16 protein-coding genes and 2 pseudogenes are annotated in these 17,410 nt (G+C 68.7%); 12 read left to right on the plus strand and 6 right to left on the minus strand.

Annotation, left to right across the window (positions count from 1 at the left end; genetic code table 11):
* The first annotated feature begins 188 nt into the window (after positions 1-188).
* From ACZ4MU_RS18455 to ACZ4MU_RS18480, 6 genes are all read left to right on the plus strand, one after another.
* The gene (locus ACZ4MU_RS18455) at positions 189-518 is read left to right on the plus strand and encodes an FG-GAP repeat domain-containing protein (protein ID WP_467877391.1); all 330 of its coding nucleotides are present in this window, start codon (positions 189-191) and stop codon (positions 516-518) included.
* A gap of 664 nt (positions 519-1,182) precedes the next feature.
* Positions 1,183-2,109: an alpha/beta fold hydrolase gene (locus tag ACZ4MU_RS18460; protein ID WP_467877394.1), complete on the plus strand. Its 927-nt coding sequence runs from the start codon at positions 1,183-1,185 to the stop codon at positions 2,107-2,109.
* A 25-nt stretch (positions 2,110-2,134) separates the two neighbouring features.
* Positions 2,135-3,133, plus strand: a complete 999-nt coding sequence (locus tag ACZ4MU_RS18465) for a beta-ketoacyl-ACP synthase 3 (RefSeq protein WP_467877397.1) — start codon at positions 2,135-2,137, stop codon at positions 3,131-3,133.
* Between the two features lie 19 nt (positions 3,134-3,152).
* The gene (locus tag ACZ4MU_RS18470; protein ID WP_467877399.1) at positions 3,153-3,395 is read left to right on the plus strand and encodes an acyl carrier protein; all 243 of its coding nucleotides are present in this window, start codon (positions 3,153-3,155) and stop codon (positions 3,393-3,395) included.
* Positions 3,392-4,468, plus strand: coding sequence for an alpha/beta fold hydrolase (locus tag ACZ4MU_RS18475; protein WP_467877401.1), 1,077 nt, complete (start codon positions 3,392-3,394; stop codon positions 4,466-4,468). Before ACZ4MU_RS18470 ends, ACZ4MU_RS18475 begins: the two co-directional genes overlap by 4 nt.
* A 7-nt stretch (positions 4,469-4,475) precedes the next feature.
* Positions 4,476-4,694, plus strand: a complete 219-nt coding sequence (locus tag ACZ4MU_RS18480; protein ID WP_467877403.1) for a hypothetical protein — start codon at positions 4,476-4,478, stop codon at positions 4,692-4,694.
* A gap of 425 nt (positions 4,695-5,119) precedes the next feature.
* Here the strand turns inward: ACZ4MU_RS18480 and ACZ4MU_RS18485 are convergent, their stop codons facing one another.
* Complete coding sequence (locus ACZ4MU_RS18485) at positions 5,120-5,560, minus strand: hypothetical protein (protein WP_467877405.1); 441 nt, start codon at positions 5,558-5,560, stop codon at positions 5,120-5,122.
* Between the two features lie 127 nt (positions 5,561-5,687).
* On the opposite strand from ACZ4MU_RS18485, the gene ACZ4MU_RS18490 reads away from it, so the two are divergent.
* The 4 genes and pseudogenes from ACZ4MU_RS18490 (at position 5,688) to ACZ4MU_RS18505 (ending at position 9,368) form a co-directional block, all read left to right on the plus strand.
* Complete coding sequence (locus ACZ4MU_RS18490; protein ID WP_467877408.1) at positions 5,688-6,302, plus strand: TetR family transcriptional regulator; 615 nt, start codon at positions 5,688-5,690, stop codon at positions 6,300-6,302.
* Positions 6,303-6,563: 261 nt separating this feature from the next.
* Positions 6,564-7,355, plus strand: coding sequence for an alpha/beta fold hydrolase (locus ACZ4MU_RS18495; RefSeq protein WP_467877954.1), 792 nt, complete (start codon positions 6,564-6,566; stop codon positions 7,353-7,355).
* Between the two features lie 77 nt (positions 7,356-7,432).
* Positions 7,433-7,864: pseudogene (locus ACZ4MU_RS18500) on the plus strand (ASCH domain-containing protein).
* An 865-nt stretch (positions 7,865-8,729) separates the two neighbouring features.
* Positions 8,730-9,368, plus strand: coding sequence for an NAD(P)-dependent oxidoreductase (locus ACZ4MU_RS18505; RefSeq protein ID WP_467877411.1), 639 nt, complete (start codon positions 8,730-8,732; stop codon positions 9,366-9,368).
* A gap of 330 nt (positions 9,369-9,698) precedes the next feature.
* Here the strand turns inward: ACZ4MU_RS18505 and ACZ4MU_RS18510 are convergent.
* Together ACZ4MU_RS18510 and ACZ4MU_RS18515 are read right to left on the minus strand one after the other, a co-directional pair.
* A pseudogene (locus ACZ4MU_RS18510) lies at positions 9,699-10,019 on the minus strand (MarR family transcriptional regulator); the annotation flags it as partial.
* Positions 10,020-10,353: 334 nt separating this feature from the next.
* Positions 10,354-11,340, minus strand: a complete 987-nt coding sequence (locus ACZ4MU_RS18515; protein ID WP_467877413.1) for an MsnO8 family LLM class oxidoreductase — start codon at positions 11,338-11,340, stop codon at positions 10,354-10,356.
* Between the two features lie 235 nt (positions 11,341-11,575).
* On the opposite strand from ACZ4MU_RS18515, the gene ACZ4MU_RS18520 reads away from it, so the two are divergent.
* Positions 11,576-12,112, plus strand: coding sequence for a GNAT family N-acetyltransferase (locus tag ACZ4MU_RS18520; protein ID WP_467877416.1), 537 nt, complete (start codon positions 11,576-11,578; stop codon positions 12,110-12,112).
* Positions 12,113-12,325: 213 nt separating this feature from the next.
* Here the strand turns inward: ACZ4MU_RS18520 and ACZ4MU_RS18525 are convergent, their stop codons facing one another.
* Positions 12,326-13,444, minus strand: a complete 1,119-nt coding sequence (locus ACZ4MU_RS18525; protein ID WP_467877419.1) for an FAD-dependent oxidoreductase — start codon at positions 13,442-13,444, stop codon at positions 12,326-12,328.
* A 53-nt stretch (positions 13,445-13,497) separates the two neighbouring features.
* Here ACZ4MU_RS18525 and ACZ4MU_RS18530 point away from each other — a divergent pair, with 53 nt between their 5' ends.
* Entirely contained in the window at positions 13,498-14,190 is a 693-nt protein-coding gene (locus ACZ4MU_RS18530; protein ID WP_467877422.1) for a TetR/AcrR family transcriptional regulator, read from the plus strand.
* Positions 14,191-14,625: 435 nt separating this feature from the next.
* On the opposite strand, the gene ACZ4MU_RS18535 is transcribed toward ACZ4MU_RS18530, so the two are convergent.
* Positions 14,626-15,084 carry a hypothetical protein gene (locus tag ACZ4MU_RS18535; RefSeq protein WP_467877425.1) on the minus strand — a complete coding sequence of 153 codons (459 nt, stop codon included), beginning with the start codon at positions 15,082-15,084 and terminating at the stop codon, positions 14,626-14,628.
* Between the two features lie 884 nt (positions 15,085-15,968).
* Complete coding sequence (locus ACZ4MU_RS18540; RefSeq protein ID WP_467877427.1) at positions 15,969-17,399, minus strand: methylmalonyl-CoA mutase family protein; 1,431 nt, start codon at positions 17,397-17,399, stop codon at positions 15,969-15,971.
* Between the last annotated feature and the right edge of the window lie 11 nt (positions 17,400-17,410).

Below are 17,410 nucleotides of genomic sequence, written 5' to 3' on the forward strand. Positions count from 1 at the left end.
GTATGCGGCCTGCGTCGAGGCCGCGATTCAGTCCGTGAAGACTCGCGACACCACCCCCACCGCGGTGCCGCGACGTTCTCCCACTGCAACAACCCCAACGACGGCAAGACTGACATGCTGCGCCGTGACGCCTCCGGCGACCTCTGGCGGCACTTCGGACGCAGCGACGGCAAGATTGCGGCCGACCCATGCAAGGTCGGCGCCGGCTGGACCGGCATGCGTCACATCATCGCGCTGGAGACGTCGACAAGGACGGCGACGAGGACCTGTACGCCATCGACAACACCGGCAGCCTCCGCTTCTCCCCGGGCGACGCCACCGAGCTGTTCTTCCGGGCACCTCGCACAATCAGCAGCAGCTGGGGTGCGGTCGACTTGCTCATCGCCAGCCCCGACATGGACGGCGACGGCAACCCTGAACTGATCACCCGGCGCAACGACGGCACGCTCTGGCGCACGACCACCAAATCCGACGGCGGCGTCGGGCCCGAGGTCGAGATCGTGAGGCCAACACCCTGACAACCGGTCCTGCCAGCCGAGCCGAGTGACGCAGGCACCGCAACCGTAAGCGCGCGCCGGACTCACCGCCCGGTGGGCCCAACCCTCGTGCCCCTGATCCGCAGTGCGGACAGGGGCACGCCTCCGTTCCCGGTGATCATGAGCAGAAAATCCCACCAGCCTCGGAGCGGCAATCACTGCCGGCAGTAGCCCTGACGCCAAGGGGGAACGTTCATTTACATTGCAGGCCGCTCGGGAGCGGGCCCGCGCGATTGAGCTTCGAGTCGAGGCGTGTGCAAGCCGGTGGTGGCGCAGTGAAAATGTGATTGCCGACTTCCCGCACTACCGAGTCTGCGCCTTTCAATCAAGCAGGCCGGGGTACCGCCGGCTGGGGATTCGAGCAGGCGAGTAAGCATCGAACAAACGAACCGGAACAAGGTGCGATTGGATGCCCGAGATTGTCGAGCCACTGGGCTATACGGGACCCGTGTCCTCACGGAGGAAATCTCGTTGTGCAAGGTCATACGTTTTCCAAACCTCTGCCGTGGCGGTTTCCTTTCCGCCCGGTGATATCGTTCTTCGCGGTTATGATGGTGGCTCGTCGGGCGCGTAGCCCCGTAACGTTCGAGGCGTGCCATCTCCACACCACTTCATTTCTTCTTCTTCGACGCTGTGGCGGTGACTTGTGGCCAAGGAGACCATTCGTAACCTCTCATTGGATGGGCTGTCCTTCTCGTACCGGCTGGTCCAGAATGATAACGACGGGGAATGCATCGAACCTGTTTTCGTCATCGGTGGCGTGCTGCAGGGAATGCGCGAGTGGTCTTTCATGGAGCGGCACGTCCTGCCCCACACCGGCTTGATCTCGGTCGACCTTCCAGGAGCAGGTGACTCCACCCCCCTTCGCCCGGACCAGGGCATGGAGGTGATGTACCGGGCAGCGGAGGCGGTCGTCGACGACCTTGGCATCGACCGTTTCCACCTCCTCGGCTATTCCTTCGGCTCCTGTGTCGCCTTCCGCTGGGCGCAGCGGTGCCCCGAGCGCGTCATCCGGATGGCCCTCGGCGGCGTTCCCGTGCGCATCGGGGAACGTCTCCTGTCCCTGTGGCACCGCGGAGCCGGGTGCATGAGAGAAGGAGACCCACGAGGTTTCGTGGATGTGCTGGCCCAGATGTTCCTGTGCCAGGAACCAGGGGCGGTCATCAGGAACGGGGACGTCGTTCGTCAACTGGTGAAAAGAATGACGTTGCGCCAGATCACCGGGGCGGCACACCGGTTCTCGACCATGGAGCGTTCGGTGCTGGAAAACCTTGAGCCCACGGGCGGTCTCAGGGGCGTACCGACCCTCGTCTTCTGCGGCGAGCACGATGTCGTCAGCTCGCGGGAGACACAGCGTGCCTTCGCGGCCACGATCGACGAGAGCAGTTTCGCCACCATCGCGGAGGCGGACCACTGGGTGTTCATGCAACGGCGGGACGAGGCAAGCGACTTGGTGATGCGATTCCTCACCGGACAACCGGTCAACGGTCTCGATTACCTCCTGGACGACCCCTCTGGTCCCTCAGCAGAGACGCGGTCGCCTGCGGCATGCGCTGCACGTCCTGAGTCCTGACCCGCTGCAGAAAGGTAGTGACAGCGTGACGCAAGCGGTTCTGGCCGGCCTGGGGTGCTGGCTGCCCCCCATCGTGGTGCCCAACAGCGATCTCATGAACGCCAGGGTGGATACCTTCGTCCGGGAGCGGATCGGTATCACGAGTCGTCGCCGGGTCGGCCCCGGCATGGCCACGGTGGACCTAGCCGTCGAGGCAGGCGCCAGAGCGATGGCCTCGGCGCGGACCGAGGGCGTCGATGCACTGATCCTGGCCACAACGACTCCGGACAGGCTGTGTCCCGCGGGCGCACCCGAGGTCGCCAGCAGGCTGGGCATGACGGGCATCCCGGCGTTCGACGTCAACGCCGGGTGCTCGGGCTTCCTCTACGCCTGTGAGGTCGCCAGGGGTTTGATCGCCTCTGTCACCGCGGCGAGCGTCCTGGTCATCGGCGCGGAGGCCACCTCGGCGGTCGTCGACCATGCCGACCGCACCACCGGCCCGCTCTTCGGGGACGGCGCCGGCGCGGCCGTTCTGCGGGCCGCGACCGCCCGTGATGCCCCGACCTTCGGCCCGACGGTGTGGGGCAGCGACGGCACCTCGGCGGATTTCCTCACCATCCCAGCCGGAGGCAGCAGGCTGCGCAGGCCGGCCCCCGGAAGCGGTGACAGGGATCTGTTCCTCCGTATGAAGGGCACCGAGGTCTTCCGCCACGCGGTGCGGCGCATGAGTACAGCGGTACGGGCGGCGGCGGAAGCGGCCGGATGGAGTCTGGATGACGTCGACGTCCTGATTGCACACCAGGCCAACGCTGCGATCAGCTCCGCCCTAGCCGCAGCCCTTGCCTTCCCGCTCGAACGCATGCCCGCGAACATCTCGCATGTGGGCAACACCTCCGCGGCGTCCGTGCCACTCCTCCTGACTCATGCGAGCGCGGAGGGAACAATCAAGGTCGGTCAACGCGTCTTGATGGTGGCTTTTGGGAGTGGCCTCACCTGGGCCGCCACGACGGCCACTTGGCCGAGCGACATCACCCCGTGCGACTAGGCTGGAAAGGACCGCCGCCATGCTCGACGACGTCATCCACATCCTTACCCAGAAGGCCGCCCTGCCCGCAGGCCCCGTCACCCCAACAGCCACCCTCGCGGACGCCGGCGTGGACTCCATGGCCATCGCGGTGCTCTCGATGGTCCTGGAGGACGACTACGGACTGGTCATTGCCGAGACAGACCTGACAATCCTGTCGGCGACATCCACCATCTCCGAACTCGCCGTCTTCATCGAACAGCAGCGGACGGCCAGTTCGTGAGCGTGGACGCGCACGCCCACCACCCCGGGGCCGCTGCCCGGGTACAAGACCACGACATCGCCTGGCGCCGGACTCACTACCCCTGCCGCGTTGTCACCCCCGTCTGCACACCAGCCACCGAAGCTCTGCTGATCCTCGGTGGCGCACTACAGGGCCGCCACTCCTGGTCCCGGTTGGAACGCCACCTGGCGGGCCGTCACCCCCTGCTGATTCCCGAGTTGCCCGCGGCGCGCACACCGGGTCCGGCCCCCGACACCCTGTCCTGGGAGGACCTCACCGAAGCCGCCCTGTGCGTCCCGGACCGGCTCGGCATCGAGCGCTTCGCGGTGCTCGGCGTATCGTCCGGTTACCCCATCGCGTATCGGCTGGCCCAGACGCAGCCTGGCCGCGTCACACGTCTCCTGATCTTCGGGGCTACCCCCTCGCCGGGTCCGGCACTCACAGAACTCATTCACGAGGGGCTGAGCCGGGAAGCCGTCCACACGGCGAGGGACGTCCCACCCGACCGCGACGCGCACCGGAAGTCCGCCGAGAGGCTGATCGAGGTGCTGACCAACACCCACGCGGCGCGGCATATCCTTCCGATGCGGGCCGCGGCACGCGTCGTGCTCAACCAGCTCACGGCATCGCGGCAGGACCCCCTCGTTCGGTATGTAGCCGACCGGGGCAGCCTCCTTCTCCGTGACGCCCTCCCGGCGGGCGGGCTGCGGGGCGTCCCCGCACTGGTCGGGGCGGGCGAGCTGGACTCCGTGACCACGGCGGCCGAAGGTCGGGCTGTCGCTGCCACGATCGATGCGGCGACCTTCGTCGTGATGAAGGACGTCGACCACTTCATGCACCTGGAGCGCGACGCGGAATTTGCCGCGCTCATCTCCCGCTTCATGTCCGGCGCCGCCCTCGGCGACGTCCCGAACTGCATCGTCGACCCCCTTCGCGAGGAGCCGCCGAATGCCGTCACGAGAGACGCCCGCGCAAGCCGCAGCGTCGCGGGTGCTTCTGGCAACCTGGGGTACGACCGGAGGCATGGCCTCCTGCACGGGCTTGTACGTCGGCCTGACGGCGGCGGGCCATGATGTCACCGTGCCCGGCCCTACCCGCCACGCCGCACTGCTGCATGAGCGAGGCGCGTACGGCATGCTGCTGCCCCGGCGCGTCACCTCCGCGCCCCGCTACTCGTACCCGGTCGCCGAAGCCGTGCTGAAGCTGGCCGTCAGCCCGATGTACGCGCCGGTGAACGCGCGACCGCCACGGGAGTTCGGTCTTCCCGGACGCCTGGTCGAGGACACGTCAGAGCGCTGAGGAACCAGCGAGTCGGGGGGCAGCGCGCACGGCTCTGGCACGCGACTGGAGCAGGTGGCAGGCGGCCGGCTCCGACGTGCACAGCTCGTACGCGGAGCATCCGCAGGAGTTCCATTCCAGTCACCTGGGCAACGCACCCCGGCTGGAAGTTCGATGGCTGGGCCCCGTGGGGCCGCACCGCCCCCTACCCCCGGTACTGCGCCGTGTGCGAGGTGCAGATGGTCCCGCTACTGACCATCGCTTCCTGGAGTGGTACGGCGGCGAAGGTCACACCTGGACGCCACGGGAAGACCAGCCGCCGCCCTCGCTGACGCCTGCTGACCGGGCCAGAACCCCTCGCAGCCAACCAGGCTGGTGCACCACGCCTACTCTCGCCCGGGGTTATCCAAGGTGAACGTCATCCAAGGTGAAGAGGCAGTCGGCTGTCAGGTGTGGGCGAGTTCCTGGGCCATCCGGGCGGTGATGGTGGCCAGTGCGCGGGCGGCGGCGGCCAGGTCCTGGGCCGGGACGGAGCCGTAGGCCCGCTCCAGGATCGCGCCGGTTTCGGTGCGGACCCTCGCGGCCAGTGCCCGGCCTTCGCCGGTGACCTCGATCAGTCCGTCGGGCAGCGTCTGTACCAGGCCGCCCTCGATCAGCGCCGTCAGGGCGGATTCGACATCGCCGGGCGTCCACTGGGTCAGACCGGCGACGCGGGTCACATGCGGCTCGCGCCGGAGTGGGGCGCCGGCGGCCAGAGCCTGGTTCAGAGTGATCCACTGCTTCTCATCGACCGTCGTACCCGCCAGCGCCCGGGCCAGGAGGGCGGTGTGGTGCTTCTCGGCCTGGCCGATGATCGCCGGGCTCAGGGTGACATCGGTGATGCTCATGTCGGTCTCCTGGTTGCTGCTCGTCTTTGACGACCCGAACAATGACACTCAGTTCCAGAAAGGCACAAGTCTCAGATGAGTCATGATGGCTTTCGCTACTCAGGTTCGCCCGGGTTAGGATCCCCGTATGGTTCCCGACGACCGCTCCCTGCCCCTGCGTGAACGCAAGCGGCTGCGTACCCGCCGCGCCCTCGCCGACGTCGCCCTGAAGCTGTTCACCGACAAGGGCTTCGACGCCACCACCGTGGAGGAAATCGTTGACGAGGCAGAGGTCTCGCGCAGCACGTTCTTCCGCGCGTTCGCCACCAAGGAAGCAGTAGCCGCCGAGGCCGAGACCGAGCTTTGGTCGGAATACCTGGCCGCGCTCGCGGACCGAGAACTGTCCGGACCGGCGCTGAATGCGCTACGCGACACCCTCGCCGACACCCTCCACACCCTGCCGCCGGACTGGGACCGGCGTTACATCGCCACCCGCCGCCTGATCCTCACCGCGCCCGCACTGCTCGGCCACGTCGAGTACCACCGCTCCCAAGTCGAAGCCCAGACCACGCTCTGCCTCACCGGAAAGCTCGGCCTCGACCCCGAAGACCTGCGGCCGCGCATCCTCGCCGAACTGGCCACCACCGCCTGGAGCATGGCCGCCCGCACCTGGGTCCGCGACCACGGCGCCGGCGGCCGTGCCGCCCTGACCGACCGCCTGCACGACGCCTTCGCCACCGTCCCAGCCGCCCTGAACCTCTGACGGCGAAAAGTGGCCCGCGGCCACCGACACCAACCAGAGACGCAACCCACCAGCTTCGTCCCGCTCTTGAGCACGGGCCGCACGCACCCCAGCAGTTGACGGTGCTACTGCCACCTGACAACGAGCCGCCGCCACTTGCCCGCACGGCGGCTGCCCAAGGCTTCCGGTGCCCGCGCAGCGCCGCGCTGGGGCGGTAGCGGCGCACCGAGGCCGGTGGCTACTCTCATCTCTTTGTCGATCCGCAGCGAAGGGAAGCACACTGTGCGCAGCGCCGCCGTGACACCCGGGGGTGGCCAGATCCGCTGGGTTGAGTTGCCGGGACAGGAGCCGTCCCGCGTCTACGTCCATGGTCTGGGCGCCACATCGTCGCCCTACTTCGCGGAGGTGGCTGTTCATCCCCTGCTCGCCGGTCGTCGATCGCTGTTGATCGACTTGCTCGGACATGGCATCAGCGACCGGCCGACGGACTTCGACTACACCCTGGAATCCCACGCCGACGCCCTCGGCGCAGCACTGACCAGCGCAGGCGTCACGGGCGCCGAGCTGATCGCGCACAGCATGGGTGGCTCAGTGGCTATCATCCTGGCCGCCCGGCACCCCCAACTGGTCTCCCGCTTGGTCCTGGTCGACGCCAACCTTGACCCGATCCCGCCCACACCCGGCTCCGCCGGCAGCAGCGGCATCGCCGCGTACTCCGAGGAGGAGTTCCTCGCGGGCGGCTGGGAGAAGATCCGAGATCTGGCTGGCTCCCACTGGTGGTCCACGATGCGCCTGGCAGGCCGGGAAGCCCTGCACCGCAGCGCGGTCCACCTCACCCGCGGCACCACCCCCACCATGCGTGAGCATCTGCTGAACCTGAACATCCCCCGCACCTACCTGATACCCGAGGCCGATGGCCCGCTCCCGGGCACCGATGCGCTCATCGAAGCCGGGGTGGCCGTGGTCTCGATCCCGGACTGCGGACACAACATCATGCTCGACAACCCGGAAGGCTTCGCCCGCGCCACCGCGGCGGCCCTCTCCGACCATCACCGGCACCAGGGCGTGTTGTAAAAGTGCTTGCTGTGCGTTCGGGGGCGAGCGGAGCGGTGGCCCTTGATCAACGCGGCCGGGCTGCATACCCTCGCTCGATGGGACATGACGACCTTCCGACTCTTGAACTCGCCTTCCCGGGGCCGGAACGTGACCGTGGTGTTGCGGCGATCCTGAGCGGCCAGAAGACCGCACTCACGGGTCTCCTGGAGATCTACGAACACGCCGGCTAGGCAGTACCGGTGCCTGGACAGCGATTCTGGGTGCTTGATTCCGAGGGTCGTCCGGCCGCCACGATCGAGCTCGTCGACGTCCGCGTCGTTCCCATGAAGGAGATCGACGACGACTTCGCGCGAGCAGAGGGACGCGGCTACTCCGACGTGGCGGAGTGGCGGGCAGCGCACGAAGAGTTCTTCACCAGCGACGGCGTGAGCGAGTACCTGGGACGCACCCCGGTCATTGATGACGACACTCTCGTCGTTGCGGAACGCTTCCGCGTGGTCGAGCCCGACGACCCGGGTGGTCCGTGACCCGCGTCCGACTCGACGGAAGTCCGGGAGGAGCAACCGGACATGCCCTGGGGGTGCCCGCCTCATGTCTACAGTCCCGATGCGCCACATGACAGCGGCGGCCGTTGTGCAGCGCTACCGCCACCGGCCAGCACCGATGTGCCAGTTCATCGCCCGGCGGTACCCGACCCGCGACGGCGGCGGCCCCAGTCGGTGATCGGGGCCCTTTGATGGCCGACTACACCATTTTGTAGAAGCTCGTGGCGACGTGCTGGACCATGACGTGGTCCTCCCAGACCGAGCGGGTCACGGTGTCGCTCGTCCCCGGGAAACCGCAGAGTCGGCTCGACGGCACCACCAGCGACCAACGGCCTCGGGTAGGCAGTGGAAGGGGTGGGTTGGTGCCCCGCAGGGTTTCCAACCAGCGGCGCACGCTGCGGGGGCACCGCCGAGTAACGGGGCTTACATAACTCACGCCCGCTCCCCCACGGCCGCGCGCCCCGGCTTCAGAAAGCATCTGATCCAGCGGCCGAGCCGGAGATTCGCCGTTGGTTGTTTGCGAGTTGTCCTGGACCGAAGATCCTGCCGTGGTCCGTCACTGATGCCCAGCGTCCCGCCACCGCGCCACCGAGTTCAAGTGGAGCGGGATCCACTACTCCGAGAACCGCCGAGGTCCTTGTCCAAGGCAGCGGATGACCGCCCCGCCTATTTGTCGCCGAGGTGGATCAGGGAGAGAGCGGAGGGGCAGGCAGGGCCGAACTTGTGGGGATCCAGCGGCTCAATCAGTGCCCCACGGCAGGCGGTATCTCCTTGGTAACCAGGGCCTTCCCTATCGTTCGGGGAAGCGGTCGGCGTTCGGGCCCGGCCGCAGATCAGAGGGGGAGCCATGAGTCAGATCATTGTCTTCGGTGCCGGCGGCAGGGCAGGCCGGGCCGCCGTCGAAGAGGCTCGCAGCCGTGGTCACCAGGTGACCGCAGTCGTGCGTGACCCGGCCAAGTACACCGATCTCTCGGCCCTGGACGGCGTACGGACCGTCGCGGGTGATGTCACCCACGCCGGCAGTGTCGCCCGGCTGTCCACCGGACACGATGCCGCGATCAGTGCGGTCTACGATGCCGCCGCACAGCCCGGAACCTTCTTCACCAGCGCATCCCGCGCCCTCCTCGACGGCCTGGCGCGGGCCGGCGTGAACCGGCTGGTGGGAGTCGGCCTCGCCTCGGCGCTGGAGACCGCCTCCGGAGCCCTGCTCATGGACACACCTGGCTACCCCCAGGACTACCGTGCCTTCTACCTGGGACACGCGGCGGGAACGGACGTGCTGCGCACCGCACCCCTCGGGCTGGACTGGCTGGTCCTCAGCCCGGCGGGCGACTTCGACCACGGCGCTGCTCGCACTGGCAGATACCGGACGACCCCGGCCGAGGCGACCAGCCGCATCTCATACGCCGACTTCGCGATCGCGTTGCTCGACGAGATCGACGATCCACGGCACCACCGCATGCACGTCGGCGTCGAGGCTGGCTGACAGTCAGCAAGGAGGACCGACTGACGGACAGGCAGGAGGAAATCACCGGCAGGCCGAACGAGTAGGTGGCACGACACATCCGCCGATACGGCGAACGAGAGCGAGGCGCAGCACGCGGAGTCCCCGCCGACGCGCTTTGAGACCGTGGCCGCGGGTCACCCGCAACCTGTGCGCGAACGTGGTCCAGTTCAAGGCGCGTTGAGATGTGCTCCGGCATTGCTGGCCGTATCGGGAAAGAGTGGACAATCGCATGGCTCCGATGGACAACCGCGCCGACTGACCTGCCACGACCTCACCAGGGGCCGGGCATCCCGGTGCCCCCTCGGACTGTCAGGCGGCCGTCCCGCCCGCATTGCGGATCAGTTGCTGGAGCACCTTCACCGTGGTGACGTAGTCCGCGTCGTCGATCCCCTTATGGAGGGCGGCTCGGATCGCGGGGGCGTTACGCGCGAGTTCGACGCGGGCTCGTTCCCCCTCCCCGGTCAGCCACAGCCGGTCCTCCGCGCCCCAAGTCAGCCAGCCGCGTTCCACGAGCACCTCGGTCTCCGCAGCCAGGTCGTCCTCGGGCCGGATGTCGGCGCTCATGGCCGCCCCCAACGCAGACAGCGTCATGCCCTCCCCGCCGGGCGAGATGTCGTTCACCGACAGGTGAGGCCCGCCTCCGCCACGGACCCATTCGAGGCGTCGGTCAGTCGGCGGCCTCACCCTGTGGGTGGGCCGGACGATGCCATTCTCGCAAGCCCCGGCGGGCCACGCCCCCCTACGCCCCCCGCGGCCTGCGCGGGCGCGTCGTACTCGTACCCTGATCCGCTGATCCCCATCGGATCTGCCTCGCACGCCGGAATCAAGGCGGGTGAGGCCCGCAGCGAGATCTCCGCTGCTTCACGTGCTTTGCAGCCCCGGAGGGGGCTTCCACCCTGGTCAGACCGCTTCAGCCAGGGCCCCGCTCGTAGGGCGGCCAGGAGGGTTCAGTGCCGCGCGGCTGTCATGGGGCTTTCATGTCCTCGCAGTGCTTCTTGATGAGCTCGTAGGAGCGGACGCGGGCGTCGAGATCGTAGACAGGTGTGGTCAGCATGAGTTCGTCTGCTCCGGTCTCGGCGACCAGTTGCGCCAGTCGGCGGACGACGACCTCGGGCGTCCCGCATGCCTGCTGTGCACGGAATCCGGCAAGCGCCCGCCGTTCTTCCGCCGTGAAGGGATGGGTGGCGGCATCTGCGGGCGTGGGGAAGGGAATGTCGCTCAGGCCCTTGAGCAGCCCGGCCTTGACGACGTCCATGGGCCCGGCCCGCCACGCCGCTTCCTGCTCCGTCTCAGCGCATATCGCCTCAACGCACACCACTACCCGGGGCTGCTCACACCAACGGGACGGGATGAACTCGGCACGATAGCGCTCCAGCACGGCGAAAGTGCTGTCGGGCCGGATGTGGTGGGCGACGGCGATCGGCAGGCCGAGCCGTGCGGCGAGGGCGGCGCCTGCGGTACTGGAGCACAACAGCCAGGGCTCCGGCAGCGGGCCGAGTGCCACTTCGTCGACCAGGAAGGACAGGATCGCGGCGATGTCATCGTGGTACTGCGCGTCCGTTGTCGGCCCGGCTCCGCGGCGCAATGCGCGCGCGGTGGTCTCGTCGAAGGTGCCGGGGCCCCGGCCGATACCAAGGTCGATGCGGTCCTCGTGCAACGCGGCCAGTGTTCCGAACTGCTCCGCCAGCATGATGGGCGCATGGTTGGGCGCCAGCACTCCGCCCGACCCGAGCCGAATCGATGAGGTCGACGCCGCCGCGTGAGCGATGAGCACCGCGGGCGGGAACGCGCCGATCGCGGGCGAATGATGGTGCTCGGCGTACCAGAGCCGGTGGTACCCCAGCAGTTCGAGCCTGCGAGCGAAGGTGGCGGTGTCCCGCAGGGTCTTGACGCCACGGGTCCCTGATTCGACCACCGCGACTTCCAGCGCTGATATCGGCACATCGATCATGCCGTCAGCATAAGGTGATCGCGTCCGTCTCCGCCGTGTGCTGTGTGACGCCGTCGCACTCTCCTCGTAGGTCCATTCCCGACGCAGGCGCTCCCCTACGAGAGAGGACTCGTCGCTTCACAGCTCGCCGCCCCTCCGCCCAACGAGGACTGGGCGAGGCCGACGTGCCGGAGTCTGCGCAGACCGGCTGAGGATTCGCTTGGCCCGTGCTTGGCGAAGAGATCATCATGAGGGAATGTCTGCGAACCCATCCTCTGTGGCACCGACCGCGGTGCGCCTTGCCCAGTACACAACGGTGGACCAGGAGAAGATACTTGGCACCAGCGATGACCCCTTCGGTGTCGCCTGGACCGGTTTGACCTGGCTTCCGAAAGAGGACCACTTCGGCATCAGACACGACGGCCGACTCGTGGCACACGCCGGCCTGCTGCGACTGCGTGTCGCGATCGGTGACACCGCGACAGAGGTGGTGGGTGTCGGCGGAGTAGCCGTCGCACCCGGCATGCAGGGCCAGGGATTGGCGCGGATCGTCCTTGCGGCTGCACTGGAGCACGCCCGAACGATGGGCCCTCAGCACGCCCTCCTGTTCTGCCGCCCTCCCCTCGTGCCGCTCTACCAGCGCCTCGGATGGCACCCGCTCGACCAGGAGGTACTCGTCGAACAACCCGAACACCGCCTGGTGACCATGCCACTGCGGACGATGGTGACGCCCCTGCACGAGGACGCCCGTTGGCCCACGGAGCCAGTGCGGCTGTTCTCGCTCCCCATGTGAGGGCCCGTCGAGGGACAGCAGCCCGGCCCGGCGGCCGAGGGTTCACCCCCACCCGAGGCGAATGACGTTGGTGCCACGGGACTGGATCTCCTGCTGGGCAGGGAGCAGCAGAGAGACAGGGGTCGGTCCCTACGCCGGGCCATCCCCCGGGCAGCCGTTGGTGGTCTACGGGCAGCCACCGGAGGGTCTGGCTGCCTCTTGTGACGTTGCAGGTCAGGATGGTTGGACTTCGTCGAAAAGGGCGAGGGCTTCGGCAGGGTCCGGGCTCACGAGGCGTTCCAGACCGGCCGTCGTGATCTTCGCCCACATGCCGGCCCGCTCCCCCATCTGTTCCTCGAAGGCACGGACGGCCTCGTCCAGGTCCCTGGGGCCGGCGGCGATGGACTCGGCGAGTTCGGCGCCATCCAGCATCGCGAGGTTCGCACCCGCCCCCAAGGGAGGCATCAGGTGGGCGGCGTCGCCCAGCAGCGTCACCCCGGGGACGTGGGTCCAGGTGTGGGACACGGGCAGGACGTGGAGGGGGCGATGGACGAACGCGGTGCCGTGGCGGAGGAGGTCGAGGACGGGGGCGGCCCAGCCGTCGAACAGGGCCAGCAGACCCGAGCGCACGGCCTCGGCGTCGGCCAGGTCCAGGTGAGTGTGCCAGTCCAGCGGTGCGCGGAAACGGGCGTACACCTTGACGTGGCCGCCGCTGTTGCGCTGGGCGACGAGGGCTCGGTTCACGCCGTACACAGCGATGGAACCATCACCGATCAACCGGGCTAGGCCCGGGTGCCGGGTGTCGACGTCGTCGAGGGAGGTCTCGACCGAGGTGACGCCGGTGTAGTGCGGTGTCACCGGCGAGACGGACGGCCGGACCCGGGACCAGGCGCCGTCCGCGCCGACTACGAGGTCGAACGTCTCTTGGCGCCCGTCCGCGAAATGGACCCGCACCCCGTCCCGGGCCCCCGGCACCACCTGCGTCACGCTCCGGTCCCACTGGACGTCGAGAGGGCCGAGCAACAGGTCACGGAGTTGCCCGCGGTCGATCTCGGGGTTGGCCCGCTCATCCGGCCGGGGCCGCCAGTCGCGCAGGACGGTTCCGTCCGTGTCCAGGATGCGCATGGCCTGGCCCTCCGGGCGGGACAGCGCCTGGAACTCCGCCAGCAGTCCTGCCTTGTCCAGCGCGAGTTGGCCCAGTCCTTCGTGCAGGTCCAGTGTGCCGCCCGGGGGGCGGGCATCGGGGGCGGGATCGCGTTCGAGAACAGTGACCGGGTGGTTGTGGCGGTGCAGGACACGGGCGAAGACGAGGCCGGCAGGGCCGCCCCCGACCACAGCGATGCGGTACGTCATGGCGATACACTGTATTGCTCCAATGCGCTGTATCGCAACAGTACGATGTGCGCATGACTGTGTGGGACCGACCGGAGCCGCCTGCTCGCCCTGTGCCGCTCGACCGGGAGCGGATCGTGGCCGCCGCCATCGCACTGGCCGACGAAGGCGGGCTGGAGGCGGTGTCGTTGCGCAAGGTCGCCGGCCGGCTGAATGCCGGCCCGATGCGGCTGTACGGATACATCTCCACCAAGGAGGAGCTGTTCGACCTCATGGTGGACGAGGTCTACGCCGAGATCCTCCCCGAGGACGAGCCGGGTGACTGGCGGGAGGCGCTACGCCTCCTCGCCCACCGCACCAGGCAGGCCGCACACCGTCACGAGTGGCTGGCCGACCTGCTCGGCCGCCGCCCGGCCATGGGCCCCAACGGCCTCGCCGTGGCCGAGGCCACGCTTTCCGCCCTCGATGGCCTCGCCGACATCGACACCGTCATGCGAGCCGTGGAGACTGTCAGCGCCTACTTCACCGGCGCGATCAGACGCGAGGTCACGAACCTGCGGGCCGAGCGCGCCACTGGCCTGTCCAAGCACGACTGGCAGCGCGCCTCCGGTCCGCACTTGACGAAATTGCTGGCCACGGGCCGCTTTCCGGCGCTGGCCAAGGCCGTGTACGACGGCACGGACGTGGACGCCGAAACGTCCTTCGCCACCGGCCTGGACTGGGTCCTGGACGCCGTGGCCGCCAAACTCACCCAGGCGTCGACGTGAGGCTCAAGCACGGACTGCTGGGAACCGAGGAACCTGCTGGTTGAGGTACCGCTGCTGTTGGTGTACAGGTCGGCATCTGAGTCGGTGTCGTGGAACCGGCTGTTGCCGGCGGCCACGTACTGGTGCACGCACCTCTCGTTGCGACAGACTCCTACTCTCGCCCGGCCGCAGGCCGCCGATCTCCGGCATTCCTGGGAGAGACCTGGCGGGAGCGGCGCGGCACTGACGCCCCGTTGGCAGAGCCTCGGAATCGGTCAGGATGGCGCGTGAGCGTCAGGAGCGTGGACACCGCGTCGCGGTGCCCGGGCCACAGGTCCAGAGCAGCGTGCAGAAGGTCGCTCCGGTCGGGCCCGGGCATCGTCTCGAGGGTGACCGTCACCTCCTGCCCGCCCTACCCAGCTGCGGTCGCGGCGCGTGCGCAGGGCGCCATGGCGGTCAGGTCTGGCACTGGGACGTCGCGGCGCCGGTCCAGTTGCTCCAGGCGCCTCCTGCGGGTTTGACGTGGACGCGGATCTCGACCTTGGCGTTGACGACGAAGCAGACGCGGGTGGTGCTGCCGATTTCCACGGGGCCGGTGGTGGTGCGGCGCGGAACGAGGGTGCGTCCATTGCCGATTTTGACCCAGTGCCCGCCGGTGACGACGCGGAAGAAGGCTTCGTAGTCGACGTAAGCGGCGTGGCGGCGGGTGTTGGTCAGGACGACGTGGGCTTTGATATCGCGGGTGTAGATGCGTCCCTCCTTGCCCTTTTCGGCGCTGATGCAGCCGTTGGCGGCGATGCCCTGGGTGGAGACGGAGCCGCCGCAGGCGACGGCGGCGGCGTGGGCGCTCGTGGCGGGCAGCAGCAGGGCGAGCGCGGTGGCGGTGGTCAGGGCTGCGGTGCGCTTCAGACGCATGAGGGGAGTCCTTCCGATGGAGGGAGGCCCCGCCATCCCGCGACAACGCGTCCTGGGGATGGGGGGTCTCCGAATGGGCAGGCGTCCACGGTCACGGTGGCGTGCGGCAGCATGGCGCGTCGGGCAGCAGCTGAACCGCGTGAGCGCGGGTGGCACGCATCACGACTGACGGGCAGAGGCCCAGGTCACGGTCAGCCTGAATGCCCCTGCGGCCGCCGTCGGCCCCGGCCGCGTTGGCCGGGGCCGCTACCCCCACCGTCACCACCGGCGTCACCGTCACCCGCACTGCCATGCACGTACGCATGCATTGGCAACGAGCCACTGGCTCAACAGACACGTGGACGCGCTGCCCGGATCAGGCATACACGGCGGTCGTGCGGTAAGAGGAAGAAGGCGCGGCGGCGCAACAGGAGGTCGCTGTCAAGGGCTGGGATCGGAATGAGGTGCTTGCCGCTGTCGGGAGACGGGATGTCAGTTCCCGTGCAGAGGCAGGGAATGGGCGTGACCGAGACGCGCAAGCCGAGGCTGGTCGAGAGCGGGTTCAGGCAGCCCAGGAGTTCTACGGCGCGGGCGACCTGGCAGGCGGCTCCCGGCCGTGGGTGAGGACGTCGAAGAGTGCCCCGACAGCGGCCCGGCGGCCCTGCCGGCCGCGAGCGAGGACCGGGGATGTCGAGCACGAATCGAGCAAGAGCGACACATGCGAGGTTGTCGTGGTCCACGCCGAACTCGTCTGTTCGGTGTAGCCCCGGCGCGGGCGAAGCGCGGGGGTCGGCCGCACCTGCCGCGAATCGGCGGAACGGCCCCGGCGGAAGGAAGGGGACCGTCCCGGGAATCTTCCGGGCTCAGCCCTCTGCACGTACGACGGCGACGGCGGCAACGACGAGTCACTTGGCCTGCGGGTCCATCGCCCTGCACATCTGCCCGATCGTCGCGCGGGCCCGGGCCGCCTCGATCAGGGTGGGCAGGACGTTGGCGCCGGTCAGTGCCGCTTCGCGTACCGCCGCCAGTTCGGCCGTGCAGGGGCGGCGCTCGACGACGCGCTGCACCGACTCCGGGACCTCGTGCCGTTCGCGTCGCAGGATCTCCCGCTCGGTCTCGGACGGCAGCCGGTCCCGCACACCGACCCGGGGGCCGGGGTCGTTGTAGGCCATCTCGGCGATCTCGGACTCCAGCCAGCCGCTGCGGATGCTCCCCAGCATCCCGCCGTGGTCTTCGATCTGCTGGAGCCAGTCCTCGGCCTCCGCCGTCAGCCCGGTTACCAGCCGGTCGACGGTCTCCGAGCCGCCGAGGGGGTCGACGTACCGGGCGACGTCGGTTTCTTCCGCCAGGATCTGGTGGGTGCGCAGGGCGATACGGGCGCCCAGCTCCCCCGGTGTCTGGTAGGCCTCGTCGAAACTGCACACGTGCAGCGACTGCACCCCGCCCAGCACCGCCGCCAGCGCCTGGAGCGTCGTCCTGACGACGTTGTTGAGCGGTTCCTGGTGGGCGAGTGCGGAGCCGAAGGTGTTGACCTGGATGCGCATCTTCATCGCGCGTTCGTCGGTGACGCCCCAGCGTTCGCGCAGCCGGCGCGCGTAGAGGAGGCGGGCGACGCGGAACTTGGCGGCCTCCGCGAACAGTTCCATGTGCGCGCCGAAGATGAAGGTGAAGCGGCGGGCCACGTCGTCCGCCTTCATGCCCCGGTCGAGCATGCCCTGGAGGTAGGTCTCGGCGTCGGCGAGCCCGCACGCGATCTCCAGCGGGCGGCTGGCTCCCGCCTCGCGTGCGTGACCGCCGGACAGCGACACGGGGTTCACCCGGGGCAGATGGAGCATGCAGTGCTCCAGCACGTCCAGGGAGTAGCGCATGCTGGTGTCTAGGTCGAAGACGCAGGCCTTGCGCGCGAGAAACTCCTTCAGCATCTCGTTCTGCAGGGTCCCGCGCAGCCGGGCCGGGTCGACCCCGGACTCCTCGGCCACCACGACCCACATGGCCAGCAGCATCGGCGCGGTGGCGTTGACGGTCATCGCCACCGACACCTGGTCGAGCGGGATGCCCTTGAAGACGGCGGCGAGGTCGTCGACCGTGGCGATCGAGACCCCGGTACGGCCGACCTCGCCGTCGCTCCTGGGGTCGTCCGGATCGAGACCGAGCTGTGTGGGCAGGTCGAAGGCGAGCGACAGCCCGGTCTCCCCCAGGTCCAGCAGATAGTGGAAGCGCTCGTTGGTGGAAGCCGCGCTGGCCAGGCCCGCGAGCTGCCGCATGGTCCACACCTTGGTGGTGTAGCCGGTGGGGTGGATTCCCGCGTCGTACGGATATTCTCCGGGCCGTGCCATGGTGGCGCTCC

This window comes from Streptomyces sp. NPDC026377 (assembly GCF_055567715.1).

Coding starts and splice junctions, on each gene's coding strand:
- ACZ4MU_RS18490 (WP_467877408.1), top strand. CDS start 5,688: ATGGTTCCCGACGACCGCTCCCTGCCCCTGCGTGAACGCAAGCGGCTG.
- ACZ4MU_RS18535 (WP_467877425.1), bottom strand. CDS start 15,084: ATGCGTCTGAAGCGCACCGCAGCCCTGACCACCGCCACCGCGCTCGCC.
- ACZ4MU_RS18540 (WP_467877427.1), bottom strand. CDS start 17,399: ATGGCACGGCCCGGAGAATATCCGTACGACGCGGGAATCCACCCCACC.
- ACZ4MU_RS18525 (WP_467877419.1), bottom strand. CDS start 13,444: ATGACGTACCGCATCGCTGTGGTCGGGGGCGGCCCTGCCGGCCTCGTC.
- ACZ4MU_RS18505 (WP_467877411.1), top strand. CDS start 8,730: ATGAGTCAGATCATTGTCTTCGGTGCCGGCGGCAGGGCAGGCCGGGCC.
- ACZ4MU_RS18530 (WP_467877422.1), top strand. CDS start 13,498: ATGACTGTGTGGGACCGACCGGAGCCGCCTGCTCGCCCTGTGCCGCTC.
- ACZ4MU_RS18455 (WP_467877391.1), top strand. CDS start 189: ATGCAAGGTCGGCGCCGGCTGGACCGGCATGCGTCACATCATCGCGCT.
- ACZ4MU_RS18515 (WP_467877413.1), bottom strand. CDS start 11,340: ATGATCGATGTGCCGATATCAGCGCTGGAAGTCGCGGTGGTCGAATCA.
- ACZ4MU_RS18470 (WP_467877399.1), top strand. CDS start 3,153: ATGCTCGACGACGTCATCCACATCCTTACCCAGAAGGCCGCCCTGCCC.
- ACZ4MU_RS18485 (WP_467877405.1), bottom strand. CDS start 5,560: ATGAGCATCACCGATGTCACCCTGAGCCCGGCGATCATCGGCCAGGCC.
- ACZ4MU_RS18520 (WP_467877416.1), top strand. CDS start 11,576: ATGTCTGCGAACCCATCCTCTGTGGCACCGACCGCGGTGCGCCTTGCC.